The organism is Streptomyces sp. NPDC104096, from assembly GCF_055584385.1.
The window spans coordinates 41,511-60,781 of the sequence record NZ_JBVJMD010000009.1; the positions used below are offsets into that span (position 1 = coordinate 41,511).

Annotated in this window: 20 protein-coding genes; 10 read left to right on the forward strand and 10 right to left on the reverse strand. The window is 72.6% G+C overall.

Annotation, left to right across the window (positions count from 1 at the left end):
• Positions 1-68: 68 nt before the first annotated feature.
• Positions 69-581, reverse strand: a complete 513-nt coding sequence (locus ACZ60B_RS12620) for a DinB family protein (protein ID WP_469386003.1) — start codon at positions 579-581, stop codon at positions 69-71.
• A 105-nt stretch (positions 582-686) separates the two neighbouring features.
• Between ACZ60B_RS12620 and ACZ60B_RS12625 the strand changes: the two genes are divergently transcribed.
• A complete protein-coding gene (locus ACZ60B_RS12625; protein WP_469386004.1) occupies positions 687-1,598 on the forward strand; it encodes a Gfo/Idh/MocA family protein in 912 nt (303 codons plus the stop codon).
• On the opposite strand, the gene lnt is transcribed toward ACZ60B_RS12625, so the two are convergent.
• The 6 genes from lnt to ACZ60B_RS12655 all read right to left on the reverse strand — a co-directional run bounded on the left by lnt (position 1,516) and on the right by ACZ60B_RS12655 (position 7,609).
• Positions 1,516-3,090 carry an apolipoprotein N-acyltransferase gene (lnt, locus tag ACZ60B_RS12630; protein ID WP_469386005.1) on the reverse strand — a complete coding sequence of 525 codons (1,575 nt, stop codon included), beginning with the start codon at positions 3,088-3,090 and terminating at the stop codon, positions 1,516-1,518. The two genes, ACZ60B_RS12625 and lnt, sit on opposite strands and share 83 nt — an antisense overlap.
• A gap of 186 nt (positions 3,091-3,276) precedes the next feature.
• Positions 3,277-3,780, reverse strand: coding sequence for a nuclear transport factor 2 family protein (locus tag ACZ60B_RS12635; RefSeq protein ID WP_469386006.1), 504 nt, complete (start codon positions 3,778-3,780; stop codon positions 3,277-3,279).
• Between the two features lie 57 nt (positions 3,781-3,837).
• Positions 3,838-4,863, reverse strand: coding sequence for a hypothetical protein (locus ACZ60B_RS12640; protein WP_469386007.1), 1,026 nt, complete (start codon positions 4,861-4,863; stop codon positions 3,838-3,840).
• Positions 4,864-4,948: 85 nt separating this feature from the next.
• Positions 4,949-6,130, reverse strand: a complete 1,182-nt coding sequence (locus ACZ60B_RS12645) for a PP2C family protein-serine/threonine phosphatase (protein ID WP_469386008.1) — start codon at positions 6,128-6,130, stop codon at positions 4,949-4,951.
• Between the two features lie 164 nt (positions 6,131-6,294).
• Positions 6,295-6,474 (reverse strand): hypothetical protein, encoded by a 180-nt coding sequence (locus tag ACZ60B_RS12650; RefSeq protein WP_469386009.1) that lies wholly within the window; start codon positions 6,472-6,474, stop codon positions 6,295-6,297.
• Between the two features lie 259 nt (positions 6,475-6,733).
• Positions 6,734-7,609 carry an undecaprenyl-diphosphate phosphatase gene (locus ACZ60B_RS12655; protein WP_469386010.1) on the reverse strand — a complete coding sequence of 292 codons (876 nt, stop codon included), beginning with the start codon at positions 7,607-7,609 and terminating at the stop codon, positions 6,734-6,736.
• Positions 7,610-7,943: 334 nt separating this feature from the next.
• Between ACZ60B_RS12655 and ACZ60B_RS12660 the strand changes: the two genes are divergently transcribed.
• The 4 genes from ACZ60B_RS12660 to ACZ60B_RS12675 all read left to right on the forward strand — a co-directional run bounded on the left by ACZ60B_RS12660 (position 7,944) and on the right by ACZ60B_RS12675 (position 11,501).
• Positions 7,944-9,209, forward strand: coding sequence for a Gfo/Idh/MocA family protein (locus ACZ60B_RS12660; protein ID WP_469386011.1), 1,266 nt, complete (start codon positions 7,944-7,946; stop codon positions 9,207-9,209).
• Positions 9,206-10,135 carry a DUF6807 domain-containing protein gene (locus tag ACZ60B_RS12665; RefSeq protein ID WP_469386012.1) on the forward strand — a complete coding sequence of 310 codons (930 nt, stop codon included), beginning with the start codon at positions 9,206-9,208 and terminating at the stop codon, positions 10,133-10,135. The genes ACZ60B_RS12660 and ACZ60B_RS12665 overlap by 4 nt, the downstream gene beginning before the upstream one ends.
• Positions 10,129-10,860 carry a cupin domain-containing protein gene (locus ACZ60B_RS12670; protein WP_469386013.1) on the forward strand — a complete coding sequence of 244 codons (732 nt, stop codon included), beginning with the start codon at positions 10,129-10,131 and terminating at the stop codon, positions 10,858-10,860. Before ACZ60B_RS12665 ends, ACZ60B_RS12670 begins: the two co-directional genes overlap by 7 nt.
• Before the next feature lie 86 nt (positions 10,861-10,946).
• On the forward strand, positions 10,947-11,501 hold the full coding sequence (locus ACZ60B_RS12675; RefSeq protein ID WP_469386273.1) for a GNAT family N-acetyltransferase: 555 nt from the start codon (positions 10,947-10,949) through the stop codon (positions 11,499-11,501).
• Between the two features lie 25 nt (positions 11,502-11,526).
• Here the strand turns inward: ACZ60B_RS12675 and ACZ60B_RS12680 are convergent, their stop codons facing one another.
• On the reverse strand, positions 11,527-12,300 hold the full coding sequence (locus ACZ60B_RS12680; RefSeq protein ID WP_469386014.1) for a TVP38/TMEM64 family protein: 774 nt from the start codon (positions 12,298-12,300) through the stop codon (positions 11,527-11,529).
• Between the two features lie 479 nt (positions 12,301-12,779).
• Between ACZ60B_RS12680 and tuf the strand changes: the two genes are divergently transcribed.
• The 3 genes from tuf to ACZ60B_RS12695 all read left to right on the forward strand — a co-directional run bounded on the left by tuf (position 12,780) and on the right by ACZ60B_RS12695 (position 16,179).
• Positions 12,780-13,949 carry an elongation factor Tu gene (gene tuf, locus ACZ60B_RS12685; protein WP_469386015.1) on the forward strand — a complete coding sequence of 390 codons (1,170 nt, stop codon included), beginning with the start codon at positions 12,780-12,782 and terminating at the stop codon, positions 13,947-13,949.
• 192 nt (positions 13,950-14,141) lie between these two features.
• Positions 14,142-14,987 (forward strand): spermidine synthase, encoded by an 846-nt coding sequence (locus ACZ60B_RS12690; RefSeq protein WP_469386016.1) that lies wholly within the window; start codon positions 14,142-14,144, stop codon positions 14,985-14,987.
• A gap of 244 nt (positions 14,988-15,231) precedes the next feature.
• Positions 15,232-16,179: an MIP/aquaporin family protein gene (locus ACZ60B_RS12695; RefSeq protein ID WP_469386017.1), complete on the forward strand. Its 948-nt coding sequence runs from the start codon at positions 15,232-15,234 to the stop codon at positions 16,177-16,179.
• Between the two features lie 119 nt (positions 16,180-16,298).
• On the opposite strand, the gene ACZ60B_RS12700 is transcribed toward ACZ60B_RS12695, so the two are convergent.
• The gene (locus ACZ60B_RS12700; protein ID WP_469386018.1) at positions 16,299-17,336 is read right to left on the reverse strand and encodes a DUF8017 domain-containing protein; all 1,038 of its coding nucleotides are present in this window, start codon (positions 17,334-17,336) and stop codon (positions 16,299-16,301) included.
• 145 nt (positions 17,337-17,481) lie between these two features.
• Here ACZ60B_RS12700 and ACZ60B_RS12705 point away from each other — a divergent pair, with 145 nt between their 5' ends.
• Together ACZ60B_RS12705 and ACZ60B_RS12710 are read left to right on the forward strand one after the other, a co-directional pair.
• On the forward strand, positions 17,482-17,919 hold the full coding sequence (locus ACZ60B_RS12705) for a DUF4442 domain-containing protein (protein ID WP_469386275.1): 438 nt from the start codon (positions 17,482-17,484) through the stop codon (positions 17,917-17,919).
• A 94-nt stretch (positions 17,920-18,013) separates the two neighbouring features.
• On the forward strand, positions 18,014-18,664 hold the full coding sequence (locus ACZ60B_RS12710) for a DedA family protein (RefSeq protein WP_469386019.1): 651 nt from the start codon (positions 18,014-18,016) through the stop codon (positions 18,662-18,664).
• A gap of 76 nt (positions 18,665-18,740) precedes the next feature.
• Here ACZ60B_RS12710 and ACZ60B_RS12715 read toward each other — a convergent pair whose 3' ends face one another.
• Positions 18,741-19,271: a gamma carbonic anhydrase family protein gene (locus ACZ60B_RS12715; protein WP_469386020.1), complete on the reverse strand. Its 531-nt coding sequence runs from the start codon at positions 19,269-19,271 to the stop codon at positions 18,741-18,743.

The following is a 19,271-nucleotide window of genomic DNA, read 5'->3' on the forward strand; positions in this document are numbered from 1 at the left end:
AGCGGAGGTTGCCCCGCACGGGTGATCCCGCACCCCCTACGAGGGGTCGGGGCCCGCCCGGGCTGACGTCAGTCGCCCGTGACACCGTCGATGCGCTCACGGATCAGATCGGCGTGACCGTTGTGACGCGCGTACTCCTCGATCATGTGCGTGTAGATCCAGCGCAGGCTGAACGGCTCGTCGCTGGACCTGCTGCGTCCCGCGGAGAGCTCGTCGAGGCCGAGGCCGGCCGCGTTGCGCCGGGCGATCGCGATCTCGGCCTGCCAGCCGTCGTAGGCGTCCTGCCAGGTGTCCGCCTCGGTGAGATGGAACTCGCCGTCCGGATCTTCCTTGCTGTAGTAGATCGGCCCCGGGTCGTCGTCCGTCAGCACCCTGCGGAACCAGTTGCGTTCGACCTCGGCCATGTGCCGCACGAGACCCATCAGGGACAGCTCGGACGGGGGCACGGAGGCGGTCCTGAGCTGTTCGTCGGTCAGATCCCGGCACTTCACGGCGAGGGTCTGCCGGTGATAGTCCAGCCAGCCCTCCAGCATGGTGCGTTCATCGGCGTCCTGGGCCGGTTCCCTGCGCTCGGTCGTCATGTCCTCATGCTCACCCGACCCGTCCCGATCCACCAGGGGTTTTCGGGCGGGCCCTGCGTATGCTGCCGTGCAGGCAGGCGCGGACAAGCGGAGAAGGGAGCCCCTGTGAAGGTCGGCTGCATCGGACTCGGTGACATCGCGCAGAAGGCCTATCTGCCGGTGCTCGGGGCCCAGCCCGGGATCGAACTGCACCTCCAGACCCGGACCCCCGCCACCCTCGACCGGGTCGCCGAGAGCCTTCGGGTGCCCGGACCCCAGCGCCACCGGGACCTCGAGTCCCTGCTCGCCCAGGGCCTCGACGCCGCGTTCGTGCACGCGCCCACCACCGCGCACCCCGAGATCGTCGCCCGGCTGCTCGAGGCGGGCGTACCGACGTACGTAGACAAGCCGCTCGCCTACGAACTCGCCGACTCCGAGCGGCTCGTGGCGCTCGCCGAGCAGCACGGGGTGTCACTCGCCGTCGGCTTCAACCGGCGCCACGCCCCGGGCTACACCCAGTGCGCCGAGCACCCGCGTGAGCTCATCCTGATGCAGAAGAACCGCATCGGGCTGCCGGAGAAGCCCCGCACGATGATCCTCGACGACTTCATCCACGTCGTGGACACCCTGCGCTTCCTGGTGCCCGGCACGGTCGACGACGTGAGCGTGCGGGCCCGCGTCCGCGACGGACTGCTGCACCACGTCGTGCTCCAGCTCGCCGGGGACGGCTTCACCGCGCTGGGCGTGATGAACCGGCTCAGCGGCTCCAACGAGGAGATCCTCGAGGTCTCCGGTCAGGACTCCAAGCGGCAGGTGATCAACCTCGCCGAGACCGTCGACCACCGGGGCCAGCCCACCCTGCGCCGCCGCGGCGACTGGGTCCCGGTGGCCCGGCAGCGCGGCATCGAGCAGGCCGTACTGGCCTTTCTCGACGCGGTACGGGCGGGCAAGGTGCTCAGTGCCCGGGACGCGCTGGCGACTCATGAACTGTGCGAACGCGTGGTGCGTGCGGTACGGGAGAGCCCCGGCGCAGTCTGACCGCCCGCGCGCCCTCGGTCAGGCACAGCGCCGCCAGGACCAGCAACGACACCTGGGCCGGCCAGTCGCCGAACCGGACGTACGGGGTGACGCCGGTGGCCAGCGGCACCTCGTACACCCGCGCCGCGCTCGCGTCCGTCCCCAGCCACGGACCGATCCGTTCCCCGCTCGGTCCGTACACGGCGGAGACCCCGGTCAGCGTGGCGTGCACCATCGGCCGGCCGGTCTCCGCCGCGCGCAGCGCCGCCAGCGAGGCGTGCTGCTCGGGCGCCCAGCTCCGCTGGAACGTCGACGTCGAGGACTGGCCGACCAGCACGTCGGCGCCGTCCTCGGCCAGGTGCCGGGTCATGTCGGGGAACGCGGTCTCGAAGCAGACCAGCGGGCCGATGCGCAGCCCGTGCCCGGCGTTCATCACCACCTGCTCGGTGCCGCGCCTGCGGTCCTCGCCGGCCGCCCTGCCGACCGAGGTCGCCCAGCCGAGCAGGGACCGGGCCGGGACGTACTCGCCGAAGGGGACGAGCCGCATCTTGTCGTAACGGTCGCCGGTCGGGCCGTCCGGGCCCACCAGGATCGAACTCTTGTAGATGCCGGGCCGGTCGGAGCGGCGCGCGTCCACGTTGACCAGGATGTCGGCGCCGGTCTCCCGGGAGAGCGCGGCGACCCGACGGGACAGGTCGGGGCGGTGGCCGAGGTCGAAGCCGACGCTGCTCTCGCCCCAGACGACCAGATCGACGTCCTGGCCGGTCAGTTCGCGCGTCAGCTGTTCCTCCCGGGCGAAGCGGCGGTCGCCGCTGTCGGGTCCGCCGACCACCCCGGGCTGGACGACGGCGATCCGCACCCGTGAGTCCGTCTCGGGGCGCGGTGACCACACCCAGGCCGCCGAGGCGGTCGCGGCCGTCGCGACGAGACCGGCCACGGCCGGTACCCGGCACCGCGGGACCGCGGCGAGGACGGCGAACGCGACGTTCACGGCCACCACCAGGAAGCTGAGCAGCCACACCCCGCCGACCGACGCCAGCCGCAGGGCCGCCGTCACCTGCCACTGGCTGGCGCCGAGCATGCCCCACGGGCCGCCCAGCCCCTGCCAGGAGCGCACCAGCTCGATCGCCAGCCAGCTCGAAGGCAGCACCACCAGGGCGGCCAGGACCCGGCCGCCCGAGGGAACCCCGGCCAGGAACCGGCGCACCAGCCAGGCCCACGGCGCCCACAGCGCACCCAGCAGAACCGCGATGACCAGCAGGAACACATGCAGGTTCGGCAGCAGCCAGTGGTGCATGGCCAGCAGGAACCCGAAACCGCCGCACCAGCCGTCGTACGCCGCGCGCCGCCCGCTCGGCGCGGCGCGCGCCAGCAGGATCCACGGGACCAGGGCGGCGTACGCGAACCACCACAGGGAGGGGGCGGGGAACGCGAGCACGGGCAGCGCCCCGGCGAGTGCCGCGAGCGTCCCACGGCGCCAGGGGGAGACGAGCCACCGCTCCGGCGCCCTCATCGCCGGCCTCCCCGTCCGGTCACGGAGGTCGGCAGCCCTTCGTACGGCTCGGGGCCGGGGTCGGCACCGGCCGGCCGGGGCGTCGGGACGAACTCGGGCTCTGGCAACAGGACTCACTCCCGCTCCGTCTCCGGGGACGGTTCCAGTGTGCGCGCCGGGGAGGGGAGTGCGACAGGGCGCCTCGGCTCAGTCGGCCGGGCCGTGGTCGTCGGGACCGGCCGACGGGCCGGAGACGCGGCGCCACTTCTCCTCGACGACCACCTCGCGCAGCCGCCAGCCGTCGTACGTCCGCAGCAGTGCGAAGGCGTAGCGGCCGCCGCACACGAAGTCCGGCGCCGCCGCGGAGCCGTCGCCACCGGGACCGGCGAAGCGCATGGGGTTGATGTAGTCGGCCTGGACACGGGCGGTGTCCCCGGTGTCCTGCTCCAGGATCCCGAAGCGCACCCGGCGGTTGACGATCAGATGCTGCCGCATGGCGAAGAGCCGCATGCTGTCGGCGAGCCAGCCGGCCACCGTCCGGGCGTCGCCCTCGATCCCGCCGGCCGAGCGGTAGTCGGCGCGCCCGTCCGGGGTGAACAGGTCCCGGTAGGCCGCCCAGTCGCCGTCGTCCACCGCCACCGCGTAGTCGGTGACCAGGCCGTCCACCGCCAGCCGGTCCATCACGGTCGCGAGCTCCACACGCTGCGTCATCGGCTCAGTGTTGGGCATGGCGCGGGCCGCGCCAAGGGGCGTGCGGTGACATTCGGGTCAGGTGTTCTCCGGCCCCTTCGCCGGGCCGTCACCCGGGCCGTTCTCCGGGTCAGGTTCCGAGTCCTTCTCCGGATCCTTGGACCGCCGACGTGAGACCTGTTCGCGCGCGATGTGCCAGCGGGAGCGGGCCTGCTCGACCACGAGGTCCCACTGACGGCGGACCTCGTTGTCCGAGGGGCGGTGACCGTGCTTGATCCGGACGAGTTCGTCGCGCACCTCGCGGCCCACCGCCGCCGACCCGACGATGACGAGCATGGCGGCGAAGAGCGCGGAGATCATCGCGAAGACGGCGCCGATCGCCCCGTAGCGCGAGGCGTAGGAGTTGAACAGGCGCGGCAGATACACGGCCGCGCCCACGGAGTAGACGGCCGTCAGGACGGCCGCGGTGGTCCCGAAGGGCAGCAGGTCGGCCCAGCCGATCCGCTTCGCGGACAGCAGTCGGCCGCTCCACAGGAGGAAGGCGGCGGTCAGCGGCACCTCGCACACCGCCGCCGCCAGTTCCAGACGTCCGCCGCCGAGGACCGCGTGCAGCCATCCGGAGACGGCCATGTAGGCACCCAGCGAGATGATCCACCCCAGGCCGTTGCGCGTGTTGCGGACACTGAGCGGCTTCAGCTGCCAGGTCTGTTCGAACAGCCGCTGCGAGGCCCGCGCGAAGCTCAGCGCGGAGATCGTCAGGAACACCACCCCGAAGACGCCCGTGCTCGTGACGTCGTCCTCGGCGGGGGTGAAGAGCGACCGGACGGAGGTGGCGCCCGCTCCGGTGAGGCCGTAACGGCTGATGATCCGTTCCGCGGCGGCGTGGTCCGTGGCGCTGTTCAGCACGGCGCTGCTCAGGATCGCGAGCGGGATGACCGCGGTGAGCGCGCTGGAGGCCAGGGCCATCGCGCGGTCGAAGCCCACGATCTTCTGGAACCTGTTGACGACGCGCAGTGCGAAGGAGGGGCGCAGCCAGAACGTCAGGGTCCTGGTGACGCGCTCGCGATTGATCTCCGCCGTTCTGTCCTCCGTAACGGTCGTCACCTTTTTGGTGATGTGACCTTAATGGACGGCTCGGTGAGCGGGGCAGGGCGACACGGCCCGGCCGGGCCGGCGGTGCGGCGCCCGGTCAGGACTCGGCCGGCCGGTCGGGGTGACCGTCGAGGTGGACGGCCGGCTGCGGCCGGGGGAAGTGCCGGGAGCGGGTGCGCTCGATCACCAGTACGGCGACGTCGTCGCCGGGGCTGCCTCCGACGTGGCGGAGCAGGTCGTGGTGGATGTGCCGCAACAGGGCGTCGGGGCCGCTCACGGGCAGGAACGAGGTGATCCGGTCCGCGAGCGGATAGAAGGCCCCGCCCGGCGACCGGGCCTCGACGACCCCGTCCGTGTAGAGCACGAGCAGGTCGCCGCCCTCGACGGCGAAGGTCTCGGCGGAGCGGGCCGAACCGGCGGGTTCGCACAGGCCCAACGGCGGTACGGGCTGCCGGACGGACAGGGCGGTGACCCGTCGGCCGCGTACCCGCAGGGGGGCCGGATGCCCGAAGTTGATCATCTCGGACCGGGCGGTGTCGTCGGGGATGTCGAGCATGAGGGCGGTGATGAAGTGCTCGCCGAGTTCCTGCTCGGTTTCCACCACCTCCGCCAGGTTCCGGTGGACGCTGTCCTCGACCGCGCCGGCCAGTCCGGGCAGGGTGTCGTACCGGTGCGCGCCCTCGCGGAACGCGCCCAGGACCAGGGAGGCCTCGGCGATGGCGCCGAGGCCCTTGCCCCGGACGTCACCGATGATCACACGGGTGGCGGCCCGGTCGGCACGGGCGACGGCGAAGAGATCACCTCCGATCTGCGTCTCGTCCTCGGCGGACAGGTACAGCCAGGCCACCCGCAGCGGTCCGACCCGCCGCGGCGGTGGCCGCAGCAGCACGCGCTGTGCCGTCTCGGCCACGGACCGCGCCAGGCCCAGCGATCGCTCCCTGCGCTCCTGGATGTGGCGCAGGAAGACCGTGAGCCCGGAGAGCAGGGTCAGCGCGGCGATCTGGGCCAGGTGGTTGGGCGTGGTCAGTCCGCCGTGGAACACGGCGATCAGCGACTGGGCCGTGATGGCCAGGGCCCCGGCCAGCGCGGTCATGACGGTGCCGCCCAGCGAGGCGGTGAGCGCGGGGGCGATGACCAGCAGGGGGCCCAGGTGGACGTCCTGGGGGACCTGGAGATCCACCACGGTGATCGCCACGATCAGTCCGAGAGGAATCGCCACCAGTCCACGGCTCAGTGGCTGCTCGAGGAGGTGGTCCACCGAGGCGCGCCGAAGACCCATGTGTCCATTTTGCGCTCCGGTCGGAATATCGCCGCGTATTGGGGAGGCCGGGAGTGGCGATCAAGGAGGGGGCGGGGGTGGCGTGTGTGTGAACCCGGAAGGAGATGTCCGTCCGGCGGCGACCTCCCCAGGTGCCGCCGGACGGAGAGCGGGGGTGGTGCGGCTCAGGCCGCCTTCACTACCTCGCCGCGGATCGCCGCGGCCCACTCGGCCACCAGCAGCTCGTACTCCGTCCGCTCCTGGGGCGACAGCGAGCCGCCCGCGCGCATCCAGAGCGCCCGGATCTGCTCGTTCACCTCGGCGGCGCCACGCACGGAACCAGGGGTCACGGATTCGGGGGACATGGGGGTCAGCCTAGGGGCAAGTACTGACAGTGCGCTACCGGGTCACTACACAGATCGTATGCCGTAGGTCACGGGCGCGGGACCGCCGACCCGCGGTGGCGGCGGGACGGTCGGGGCGAACGGCCCTGCACGGGACGGGAGTTCGCGGGGTGCGGCAGTGGACGGGCCGGTCACGGCGGACGGTCGCGGGCTCCCCCTCCGTGAATTTCGGCGAGGGAGAGCCCTGTCGGCGTTCCGCGGGCGCCGTCGTGCGCGGGTGTCAGCCCGCGGACTCCGCCGCGTGCGGGCTCAGCACGCCCGCGGCCACCAGGCCGATGACGACGATGCCGAGGGCGACGCGGTAGTAGACGAACGGCATGAAGGACTTGGTGGAGATGAACTTCATGAACCATGCGATGACCGCGTAGCCGGACGCGAACGCGATCACCGTCGCGAACAGCGTCGGCCCCCACAGCACATGGTCGCTCTCCAGCGCGTCCTTGGTCTCGAAGAGGCCCGACGCGAGTACCGCCGGCATGGCGAGCAGGAAGGAGTAACGGGCCGCCGCCTCGCGCTTGTAGCCCATGAACAGGCCGCCGCTGATGGTGGCGCCGGACCGGGAGACGCCGGGCACGAGGGCGCAGGCCTGGCAGAAGCCGTAGATCAGGCCGTCCTTCACGCCGAGGTCCTCGAGCGCCTTGCGCTGCTTGGGCGCCCGGTGCCGACCGCCCTTCTCGTCGCGGTCCGCGAGGCGGTCGGCGATGCCTATGACGATGCCGACGACGATCAGCATGGTCGCCGTGACCCGCAGATCGCGGAACGGTCCCTCGATCTGGTCCTTGAGCGTCAGGCCGAGCACGCCGATCGGGATCGAGCCGACGATCACCAGCCACCCCATCTGCGCGTCGTGGTCGCTGCGCATCGCCTTGTCGAAGAGCGAGCGGCACCACGCGGAGAGGATCCTGCCGATGTCCTTGCGGAAGTAGATCAGCACGGCGGCCTCGGTGCCGATCTGGGTGATCGCGGTGAACGCCGCTCCCGGGTCCTTCCAGCCCGAGAAGGCGGCGGTGAGCCGCAGGTGCGCGCTGGAGGACACGGGGAGGAACTCGGTCAGCCCCTGGACGAGGCCGAGGACGAGGGATTCGAACCAAGACATGAAGTGAGGAAGTCCAAGTGCCGATGCGGAAAGGGGCGAGGGTCCGCCGGGTCCGCCCGGTCCGCCGTGCGGGGGCACGGACACGCGTTCCGTCGCGCGCGTTGATCACGTGCGCCGTGATGCAGCGTAGCGTCCCCGGGTGACAGGCCCGCCACAGGGGTTTCGAACACAGCCGGTGAGCAGCCGCTTCGGGGTGTTGACCGGCCATGGCGCCGCCGCATACGTTGCCGGGAGGGAAAGCGCTTACCGTCGTGCGCGCGGCCGTGCTCACCGCCAGGGTCACCGCCGTGCCCGCCGTCCTGTTCGCCGCTTCGGAGGAGTGCTGATCACACCCATGTCCACGCCTGCCGCCCGCCCCGGGACGCCCGCGCCGCCATCCGTCGCCCGCCCTGGAACGTCCGCGCCCGTGTCCGCCGCCGGGCCCGGGACGTCCCGGGCCCGCTCCGCCCCGTTCGACGGCCGCCCCGTCCGCGCCGCCGTCGTCGGCACCGGGGCGATCGCGCGCGGGAGCCATCTGCCCGCGCTCGCCCGGCTCGCCGAGGAGGGCCGGACGGAGGTCGTCGCCGCCGTCGACGTCGACCCCGTCGCCGTCCGCGAGTTCTGCGCCTCGGGCGGGATCCCGCACGCCTACACCGACCTGGAGCGGATGCTGCGGGAGCAGCGGCCCGACCTGGTCACCATCTGCACCCCGCCCACCCTGCACCGTGAGCAGACGGTGGCCGCGCTGCGCGCCGGGGCGTGGGTGTGGTGCGAGAAGCCGCCGGTACCGACGCTCGCCGACTTCGACGCGGTCGAGGCCGCGGCGGGCGACGAAAGCGGTCCGTACGCCTCCATCGTCTTCCAGCACCGCTTCGGCTCCGGCTCCCGCCATGTCCGTCGGCTGCTCGCCGAGCGGGCCATGGGGCGGCCGCTCGTGGCGCACTGCCAGACCACCTGGTACCGCGACGCCGCCTACTACGCCGTGCCCTGGCGGGGCCGCTGGGACACCGAGGGCGGCGGCCCCGCCATGGGGCACGGGATCCACCAGATGGACCTGCTGCTCGATCTGCTCGGACCGTGGAGCGAGGTGCGGGCCATGGCGGGGCGGCTGGTGCACGACGTGGAGACGGAGGACGTCTCGACGGCGCTGGTCCGCTTCGAGAACGGGGCCCTGGCGACCGTCGTCAACAGCGTCCTCAGCCCCGACGAGGTCAGCCGCATCCGCATCGACTGCGAGCACGCCACCGTCGAGCTCACCCACCTCTACGGGCACGGCAACGCGAACTGGCGCGTGACCCCGGCCTCGCACGTGCCGGACGACGAGGCCGCCGCCTGGCGGGACTTCGGCGCCGACGTGCCCAGTTCGCACCTGGAGCAACTGCGTGAACTGGTGTCGAGCATGCAGGCCGGGCGGCGGCCGCGCAGCAGCGGCGAGGAGGCGCGTACCGGCCTGGAACTGATCAGCGCGCTGTACAAGTCGGCGTTCACCGACGTCACGGTACGGCGGGGCGAGATCGGTCCCGGCGACCCGTTCTACACCGCGCTGCACGGGGGTGTGCCCGGCTGGGCGCCCGCGACCGCCGTCCCCGGGGTCCCCACGGACGAGGAGGTGTCCGCATGACGACCGGGCTGCGCGTCGTCCACGCGCACGGTGATCGCATCACGGTGACCGAGACCGCCACGGGCGTCGAACTGCTCGCCTACGTCTACCGGCCGGAGGCGGCCTGGGAGGCGCCCAAGCCGTACATCCACCCGTTGCGCACCCTGGCCGGGGACGTCGTCACCGGCTACCGGCCGAACGACCACCGCTGGCACAAGGGCCTGTCGCTCACCGCCTCCCATCTGTCCGGGGCGAACCTGTGGGGCGGCAACACCTACGTCCACGGACAGGGGTACCTCGAACTCCCCGAGCGGGTCGGCTCGATGGCGCACGTCGCCTTCGACGAGGTCGGCGCCGACGGTGACCGCGCCGTCATCGCCGAACGGCTCACCTGGCACCCGTACGGCGGGGAGCTGTGGGCCGAGGAACAACGTCGCGTGGAGATCCACGACGTGGACCCGGCCGCCGGTTCCTGGGCGCTGACCTGGACGACCGCCGTCACCAACCGGCGTGAGGAGCCGCTGCTGTTCGGCAGCCCGACCACCGCCGGGCGCGAGATGGCCGGCTACACGGGACTGTTCTGGCGCGGCCCGCGCGCCTTCCGGGACGGACTCGTCATCGGACCCGACGGCACGGGGCCGAAGTTGATGGGAAGTCAGTCACCCTGGCTCGCGCTGTGCGGAGAGCACGACGGCACGGACGGTCACGCGACCCTGGTCTTCGCGCACGCTCCCGAGAACGACCACGCCGGAGCCAGGGACACCCACCCCGCCCACTGGTTCGTGCGCAACGACCCCTTCGCCGCCGTCGCCCCGTCCTGGGCCTTCCACGACGAGCTCGCGCTCGCCCCCGGAGCCACCCTCACCCGCCGTTACCGGGTCGTGGTGGCCGACGGGGCCTGGGCGCGGGAGGAGATCGCCGGATACCTGGAGGCGCACCCGTGGTGAGCCCGGCGCGGTTCGCCGGGCCGCCGGGCGGGGTCGGCCTGTCCCGGCTGTCGGTGTACGACTGGCCGGCGGCCGACGGCGTGTGCGGCGGAACACCCCATATGCACCTGGCCTGTTCGGAGGGCTACGTGGTCACCGGCGGCCGGGGCGCAGTGCAGACGCTCACCGTGTCCGGGTACGAGGTCACGCCGCTCACGCCGGGCACCGTCGCCTGGTTCACCCCCGGCACGATCCACCGGCTGGTCAACGAGGACGACCTGCGCATCACCGTCCTGATGCAGAACGGCGGGCTGCCGGAGGCGGGCGACGCGGTGCTCACCCTGCCGCCGCCGTACCTGGCCGACCCGGGGACGTACGCCGCCGCCACGACGATCCCCGCCGACGCGCCCGAGGCCGAACGGGAGCGGATCGCCCGTGCCCGCCGGGACCTCGCCCTGACGGGCTACCGGGCGCTGCGGGACGCCGAAGGCCCCGAGGCGCTGGCCGCCTTCCACCTGGCCGCCTGCGCGCTGGTGCGTCCGAAGGTCGCCGAGTGGCGCGAGCGCTGGCGGCGCGGCGCCGAGGCCGCCGCGAGGGCGACGGGGGAACAGCTCGACCGTCTGGAGCGGGGCGATCCCGCGCATCTCGGCGGGGCCGTCGTACGATCCGAACAGCCCTTGGAGCGCGGGAGGTTCGGGATGTGCGGACGGCTGGACGTGTACGAGTTCCGGGAGGCCCACGGGTGAACCGGGCGGCTGCGGGAAGCGAGGCCGGACCGCCGGGGCGCGAGGCTGCCGGACCACCCGCGGGCCCGGCCGGCGCGTCGCCCGTCGTGACGGTCCGGGAGCGGACCGAGGACGACCTGGCGGACTGCGTACGGATCCTCGCCGAGGTCCACCGTCGCGACGGCTATCCCGTGAACTGGCCCGAACGGCCCGGGACATGGCTCACCCCGGCGTCCGCGCTCGGGGCCTGGGTGGCCGAGGCCGGGGCGGACGGCCGTCCGGTCGGACACGTCGGCCTGTCCCGGGCCGCGACGGGCGACGTCGCCCCCGTGGTGTGGAGCGGACGCACCGGTCTGCCCGTGGAGTCGGCCGTCGTCGTCGGCCGGCTCTTCGTCGCGGCCGGAGCGCGGGGACACGGCGTCGGAGGTCTGCTCGTCGGCCGGGCCGTACGGGACGCCCGGCGGCACGGGCTGCATCCGGTGCTCGACGTCGTGGCCTCCGACACCGCCGCGACCGCCCTGTACGAGCGGCTGGGCTGGGAGCGGCTGGCCACGGTCGAGCAGCGGTGGGGGCCAAACCGGCGGGTGGACGTGCACTGCTACGCGGCGCCCGCCACGCCTTCCGGACGACTCACCGGGCGGGCGGCCACGCCGGCGCCCTGATCCCGGGCGGCGGTGTGGCGGGCCGTCAACTCGACCGCAGGTGGTGGCGCTTGCGCCAGGCCACCACCGCGCCCGCCAGCGCCGGTACGGTGATGGCGGCCATCGCGACGAGGAACGCGGGGGACGTCGGCGCCGAGGCGCGGGCCCCCGCGACGACGTACGCGGCGGTGTTGGGAATCGAGCCGAGCGCCGTCGCGAGCAGGAACGGCAGCCAGCCCATGCGGGACACGGCCGCGCAGTAGTTCGCCGCCCAGAACGGCACCCCCGGGAACAGCCGGGCCGCCATCATCGAGCGGAAGCCGTGCCGGCTGAGCTGGCCGTCCGCGGCCTTCAGCCAGCGGCCCCGCAGCAGCGGACGCAGCGCGCCCTGCCCGAGGGTCCGGCCCAGCCCGAAGGCGAGCCCGGCGCCGAGCACGGTGCCCGCCAGCGTCGAGGCGGTACCGAGCTGCGAGCCGAACAGCGCGCCCGCCGCCAGGTTCAGCAGCGGCCGGGGCACGAACGCCACCGTGCACAGCCCGTACGCCACCGCGAACACCAGGGCCGCGGTGGCGCCCCCGGCGTGCGGCGGCCAGCCGTGGGCCAGCAGCTTCTGTGGCTCGAAGAGCAGCACACTCGACGCGGCCGCAGCGAGCAGCACGACGAGCAGGCCGAACCGGGACCACGGCGAGAGCAGCGCTCTCGTGCAGCGTGTGGTGAAGCCGACGGGCGTGGGCAGGGGCACGGCGAGGGCGAGCTCCGTGGCGGCGGCCCGGGGAGTGGCCGTGGCGGTGCCCCCAGAGCGGGTGGTGGCATCGAGCATTCGGTGACAGTAACCGACGGACGCGTGTGATCGCCGTACGGCCCTGGAGAAGACCGCCGCCACGCACGCGTGCGGGCAGAGGGCGGGCCTCGCGTGCGCGGCGGCCGGTGAACCGGGCGCTTCGGACGGGATACGGGCCGGTGAAGCACGGGCTTCGGACCGGATGCGGGCCGGTGAACCACGAACCGCGCGCGAGGTGCCGGTCGGAAAACCATTCGACGTGCGGGGACGCGTCGGCGAGGATCGGCGTCATGTTCCGGTACGCCTTCCACCTCGCAGCATCCGCGGTCGCGGATGCGCCGAAGGCTGCCGTCCCCGTGTTCGTCGCAGCAGTCGACGGCGCCCGAAGCTGACCCTCTCCGGACATTCCGGCGGACCCCGCAGGGGGAGGGTCGGCCAGTCCCTCGGGGTCCCCGTCCCGCCGCGCCCACCGCGCCGGGACCTTCGCTCGGTCCACTGAGAGGCTTCCAGGTACCGCCATGCCCAAGACGGCATACGTGCGCACCAAACCGCATCTGAACATCGGCACCATGGGTCACGTCGACCACGGCAAGACCACCCTGACCGCCGCCATCACCAAGGTCCTCGCCGACCGCGGGACCGGCACCTTCGTCCCGTTCGACCGCATCGACCGGGCGCCGGAGGAGGCCGCCCGCGGCATCACCATCAACATCGCGCACGTCGAGTACGAGACCGACACCCGGCACTACGCGCACGTGGACATGCCGGGCCACGCCGACTACGTCAAGAACATGGTCACCGGGGCCGCGCAGCTCGACGGGGCGATCCTCGTCGTCTCCGCGCTCGACGGGATCATGCCGCAGACCGCCGAGCACGTGCTGCTCGCCCGTCAGGTGGGCGTCGACCATGTGGTCGTCGCGCTGACCATGGCCGACCGGGCCGACGAGGAGCTCGCCGACCTGGTCGAGCTGGAGGTCCGCGAACTGCTCACCGCGCAGGGCTACGGCGGCGACGCCGTCCCCGTCGTACGGGTCTCCGGACTCGGCGCGCTGGAGGGCGACCCGCGCTGGACCGCGTCGATCGAGGCGCTGCTCGACGCGGTGGACACCTATGTGCCCATGCCGGAGCGGTACGTGGACGCGCCGTTCCTGCTGCCGGTGGAGAACGTGCTCACCATCACCGGCCGCGGGACGGTGGTCACCGGTGCCGTCGAACGCGGCACGATCCACGTCGGTGACCGGGTCGAGGTGCTCGGCGCCGGTGTCGAGAGCGTCGTCACCGGCGTGGAGACCTTCGGCAAGCCCATGGCCGAGGCGCAGGCCGGCGACAACGTCGCGCTGCTGCTGCGCGGGGTGCCACGGGACGCCGTCCGGCGCGGGCACGTCGTCGCGGCGCCCGGCAGCGTCGTGCCCCGGCGTCGCTTCACGGCGCGGGTGTACGTGCTGTCGGGGCGCGAGGGCGGCCGCACCACCCCGGTGTCGACCGGCTACCGGCCGCAGTTCTACATCCGTACCGCGGACGTGGTCGGCGACGTCGACCTCGGCGAGGTCGCGGTCGCCCGTCCCGGCGACACGGTCACGATGACCGTCGAGCTGGGACGCGAGGTACCGCTGGAGCCGGGGCTCGGCTTCGCCATCCGCGAGGGCGGCCGGACGGTCGGCGCGGGGAGCGTGACCGCCGTCGGGTGACGGCGCGCCGTCCGGGCACGGGGACCGAGAGGGTCCCCGTGCCCGGGTCCGGCACGCCTCCGTGCGGACGGCCCCGCGGGGCCGGGCATGAGTCGGCCGTCCTGGTGAGGGCAGACGACGGCCGGGGCGGCCGGACGACGGCCGGGGTCGGTGCGGGCCGGTCGGGGCCGGCGGCGCGGGCACAATGGGACGGTGAACGAGCCCATACCCGTAAGCCGAGCCGTCGATCACGGGTTCGCCAAGCTGATGCCCGACGTCGACCGGGAGCGGGCCTGGCTGCTGACCGTCGACGGGGCACCGCAGTCGTACGTCGACCTGGACGAGCCGACGCACCTGGAGTTCGAGTACGCGCGCCGGCTCGGGCACGTCCTGGACACCGTCACCCGGGCCGGGCGTCCGCTGGACGCGCTGCACCTCGGCGGCGGCGCGTTCACCCTGCCCCGCTACCTGGCGGCGACCAGGCCCGGATCCCGGCAGGACGTCGTCGAGGCCGACCGGGGCCTGCTGGACCTGGTCGCCGAGCACCTCCCGCTCCCGGACGGCGCGGGCGTCACCCCGCACGCCGCCGACGCCCGCCGCTGGCTGGAGGCCGCCCCCGACGACTCGGCCGACGTGCTGGTCGCCGACGTCTTCGGCGGCTCCCGCGTCCCCGCGCACCTCACGTCCCTCGGCTACGCCCGTGAGGCCGGACGGGTCCTGCGCGACGGCGGTGTCTACCTCGCCAACCTCGCCGACGCCGCCCCGTTCGCCTTCCTGCGCTCCCAACTCGCCACTTTCGCGGCGGTGTTCCCGGAACTCGTGCTGATCGCCGAGCCGGGCGTGCTGCGCGGCCGCCGCTTCGGGAACGCGGTGCTCGTCGCCGCGCGGCACCCGCTCGACACCGCCGCCCTGGCCCGCCGGACCGCCGCCGACGCCTTCCCGGCGCGCGTCGAGCACGGGGCGGCGCTGCGCGACTTCATGGGCGACGCGCGCCCGGTACGGGACGAGGACGCCGTACCTTCGCCGGTGCCTCCCGACGGCGCTTTCGGTATCGGCTGAACGCCGGACGACCGGCGGAGAAAAGAAACGCACAGAACAGTCCGGTGCGCAAATGGAGGTGCGCGGAACAGGGTTGGTACCCCACCGCTTTTCCCACCGCATTCGCATGTCGGGCCGGGGTACGGAAATGCCGCCGTCGCGCCCGGAAGTCCTGGCGACGGTAGTATGACGTCCATCGGAGGGTGGGGGTCCAGCGTCTTTCGGCGCCTCGGATGACGGTCTTGACGACGGTCTTGGAGGAACCATGGCTGCGGAGATCTCGCCGCTGATCAAGCCCTCCCGGCTCAGACGGCGGGAAGGCCTGTTGGGCGAATGCCTGGCCGAGTTCCTGGGGACGTTCGTCCTCATCGCCTTCGGATCCGGCGTGGTGGCCATGACGGTCGCGGCGCTGCCGGGATCGGGCCGTACGTCGGGGCCGACGACGTTCTTCTGGGGAGCCGGGGACTGGCTGCTGATCGGCTGGGGCTGGGCGTTCGCCGTCGTCTTCGGGGTGTACGTGGCCGGCGGGGTGAGCGGGGCGCACCTCAATCCGGCGGTGACCCTGGCGTTCGCGGTGCGGCGCAAGTTCGCCTGGGTCAAGGTCGCGCCGTACATGCTGTCGCAACTGATCGGCGCGTTCACGGGGGCCGCACTCGTCTACGGGGTCTACCACGACGCGATCAACACCTTCGACGCCGCCATGAAGGCCCCGAAGACCAACGGGCATACGCTCGCGTCGTTCTCCATCTTCGCAACGTTCCCCGCGCCGTATTTCCACGGCGGAATCTGGGGGCCGCTGATCGACCAGATCGTGGGCACGGCATTCCTGGTGATGCTGATCGTCGCCGTGGTCGATCTGCGCAACACCGCCGTGAAAGCGAATCTCGGCCCGCTGGTCATCGGATTCGTCGTCGCGGCGATCGGCATGTCCTACGGGGCGAACGCCGGATACGCCATCAACCCGGCCCGTGACCTCGGCCCCCGCCTGTTCACCTGGGCCGCGGGGTGGGGAGACCTGGCGATGCCGGGGACATCGGCGGGGTCGTTCAGCAACTACTTCTGGATTCCGATCGTCGGCCCGCTGGTCGGCGGTGTGATCGGAGTGCTGGTGTACGACCTGTTCATCGGCGACGTCCTGCACCTGCGTGCCCAGGAGGGCGCCGGCCCGGAGGTCGGCCGTACCCGCGGGGAGGGTGACGCGGACGACGAGTAGCCGTACGGCCGGACGGCGTTGCCCGGCCCGGCGGGCGAACCCCGGGCGCGGGCAGGCGCCGTGAGGTCACCCGTCGGCCGTGTGCCTGGAACACCGGTACCGCCGCCGGGCGTTGCCGGTCAGCTGCGGGTCGGGTCGCCGTGCAGCCGGACCGTGCTGAGGATCTTCATGACGGTCGCCTTCGGGACCTCCTTGTCGACGCCCGTGGCCCCGTACAGGTTCCAGGAGACGAAGTCGTCGGCGGAGTTCTTGAACCCGAACGTGATCGCCTTGCCGTCGCTGGCGCACTTGCCCTTCTGGGGCGTCCTGGCGGACTGCGCCCAGGCGTAACTGCCCTTGACGCCCGAGGCGGTCGTGTAGGGCGTGGCCTTCTTGTCGAACGTGATCGACTTCTTGTCCGGCTGGGTGTAGCCGCCGTACACCCACCACGCCGGGGTGTTGACCGCCACCTCGTCGGTGCTCTTGGCTCCGCCGCCGCCCTTGGTGCCCACCACGGCCAGCGGGGTGTCCTCGGTCCGGCCGTCCTTGTCGTCGTCGGACGTGCACCACTTGGACTGGTACTCGGCCGTCCCGGACATGATGATGATCGGCTTGGCGTCGTCCGAGTTGTCCTCCTCGAAGCCGATGCTCAGACCGGGGGACTGGACCTCCCAGTCGGCCGGCACGTCGAAGGCGATGCCCCACTTGGGGTTCACGACGACCTTCCAGCCCGCGACCGTCGGCTTCTCGGTCTCGTTGCCGCGCGGATTGTCGTCCGCGCCGGACGCCGTGGCGCTCGGGTCGCCCGGGTTCGCGGACGTGGAGGCGCTCGGCTTCTTGTCCTTGCCGTAGACCTCGACCTCGTCCTTGTCCTTGCCCAGGACCAGATATCCGGTGACGCCGGCCGCCACGACCACGGCCGTCGCCGCCACGATCGCGACCAGCTTGGTCCGGTTGCCGCCGCCACCGTCGCCGCCCGGCTGCGGCTGGGGCGCGCCGGCGGGTATGGGCGTGCCCCACTGGGGCTGCTGCTCATACGGGTTGGGCTGCTGATAGCCGGGCTGCTGATACGGATTCGGCTGCTGGTACCCCGGCTGCTGGTACGGGTTGTTCTGTCCCTGCGGGTTCTGTCCCTGCGGGTTCTGCTCGCCCCCGGGCGGCTGCTGTCCTGGCCACATGGCGAGCAACCCTAGTGCCGCCCGGGACACGAATCGGTCACCGCCCTTTGTCAGGCACGTACCGATGGCGGAGCCCTGTCCCGGCCCCGGATCTGGTCAGCGGAGACTACTCGTGGGTAACATCTGGTTCATGAGCGCAGACCAGATGTCGATCGGCGAGATGCTCGCCGCCACGGTGCCCATGGTTCGGACCCTGAACCTGGAGTACCTGGAGACCACCCCGGAGCGGGCCGTCCTCGCCCTCCCCGACCAGAGCGAGTACCGCAACCACGTCGGCGGGCCGCACGCCGGGGCGATGTTCACCCTCGGTGAGTCGGCCAGCGGCGCGATCGTCCTGGCCGCCTTCGGCGACCAGCTCGACCGTGCCGTGCCGCTGCCGGTCAACGCCCAGATCGCCTTCAAGAAGATCGCGCTCGGCCCGGTGCGGGCCACGGCCACGCTCGGCCGCCCGATCGCGGAGGTCGTCGCCGAGCTCGACGAGGGCAAGCGCCCGGAGTTCCCCGTCTCCGTCGCCATCCAGCGCGAGGACGGCGCCGTGACCACGGAGATGACGGTCCTGTGGACCCTGCGCCCCAACGGCTGAACACCTGCCCCTTCGGGTGACCCGGTAGGCTTCCCGGCGTGCGCCCTTCCCGGCGCGCGCCGGGAGACACGGGACACAACGGGAGGAAGCCGCGGTGCACGTCCAGGAATGGCTCGACACGGTGCCCGCCGGCGCCGTCTACGCCGTGGTGGCCCTGGTCATCGGAGTGGAGAGCCTGGGCATCCCGCTGCCGGGCGAGATCGTCCTGGTGTCGGCGGCCCTGCTGTCCTCGCAGCACGGGGGAGTCAACCCCGTCGTGCTCGGCGCCTGCGCGGTCGCCGGTGCGGTGATCGGCGACTCCATCGGCTACGCCATCGGCCGCAAGGGCGGACGGCCCCTGCTGGCCTGGCTCGGCAACAAGTTCCCCAGGCACTTCGGCGAGGCGCACATCGCCACCGCCGAGCGGTCCTTCGAGAAGTGGGGCATGTGGGCCGTCTTCTTCGGCCGCTTCGTCGCCCTGCTGCGCATCTTCGCCGGCCCGCTCGCGGGCGTGCTGCGGATGCCGTACTGGAAGTTCCTCGTCGCCAACGTGCTCGGCGGGATCGCCTGGGCGGGCGGCACGACCGCGGTCGTCTACTACGTCGGGCTCGTCGCCGAGGACTGGCTGAAGCGGTTCTCGTACCTGGGACTGGCGGCGGCCGTGCTCGTCGGAGTGACGTCGATGCTGGTGCTCAAGCGCCGGGCGAAGAAGACGGCGCAGCAGCAGGCGGCGGACGAGCGAGAGGTCGTTCCGGCCGCCGAATAGGCGGCCGGAACGACCGCTGTGATCACCCGGCCGCCGTGAGCATCTGACTGCCGTCGGAGCAGGTCGGCTGCGCGGCTCAGTCTTCGTGCACCTCGCGGTGGGCCTTGGCCAGTTCCGCGTACATCGTGCCGTTCAGGGTGATCCCCTGCCGCTCCTCCTCGGTCAGCTCCCGCCGGACCTTCGCGGGGACGCCCGCGACCAGGGAGCCCGGCGGCACCTGCATCCCCTGCGGCACCAGGGCCTGCGCCGCGACCAGCGAGCCGGCGCCGATCACCGCGCCGTTCAGCACCGTCGCCCCCATGCCGATCAGACAGTCGTCGCCGACCGTCGCCCCGTGCACGACGGCGTTGTGCCCGACGGAGACCCGCTCGCCCACCGTCACGGGGAAGCCGGGGTCGGCGTGCAGGGTGCAGTTGTCCTGGATGTTGCTGCTCGCGCCGACCGAGATCCGCTCCACGTCGCCGCGCAGCACCGCCCCGTACCAGACGCTCGCCCCGGCCCCCAGCGTCACGTCGCCGATCACCGTGGAGGTGGGGGCCGTGAAGGCCTCCGCGTCCACCCTCGGTTCCCTGCCGCCGATGCCTGTGATCAGCGCCCTGTGCGTCAT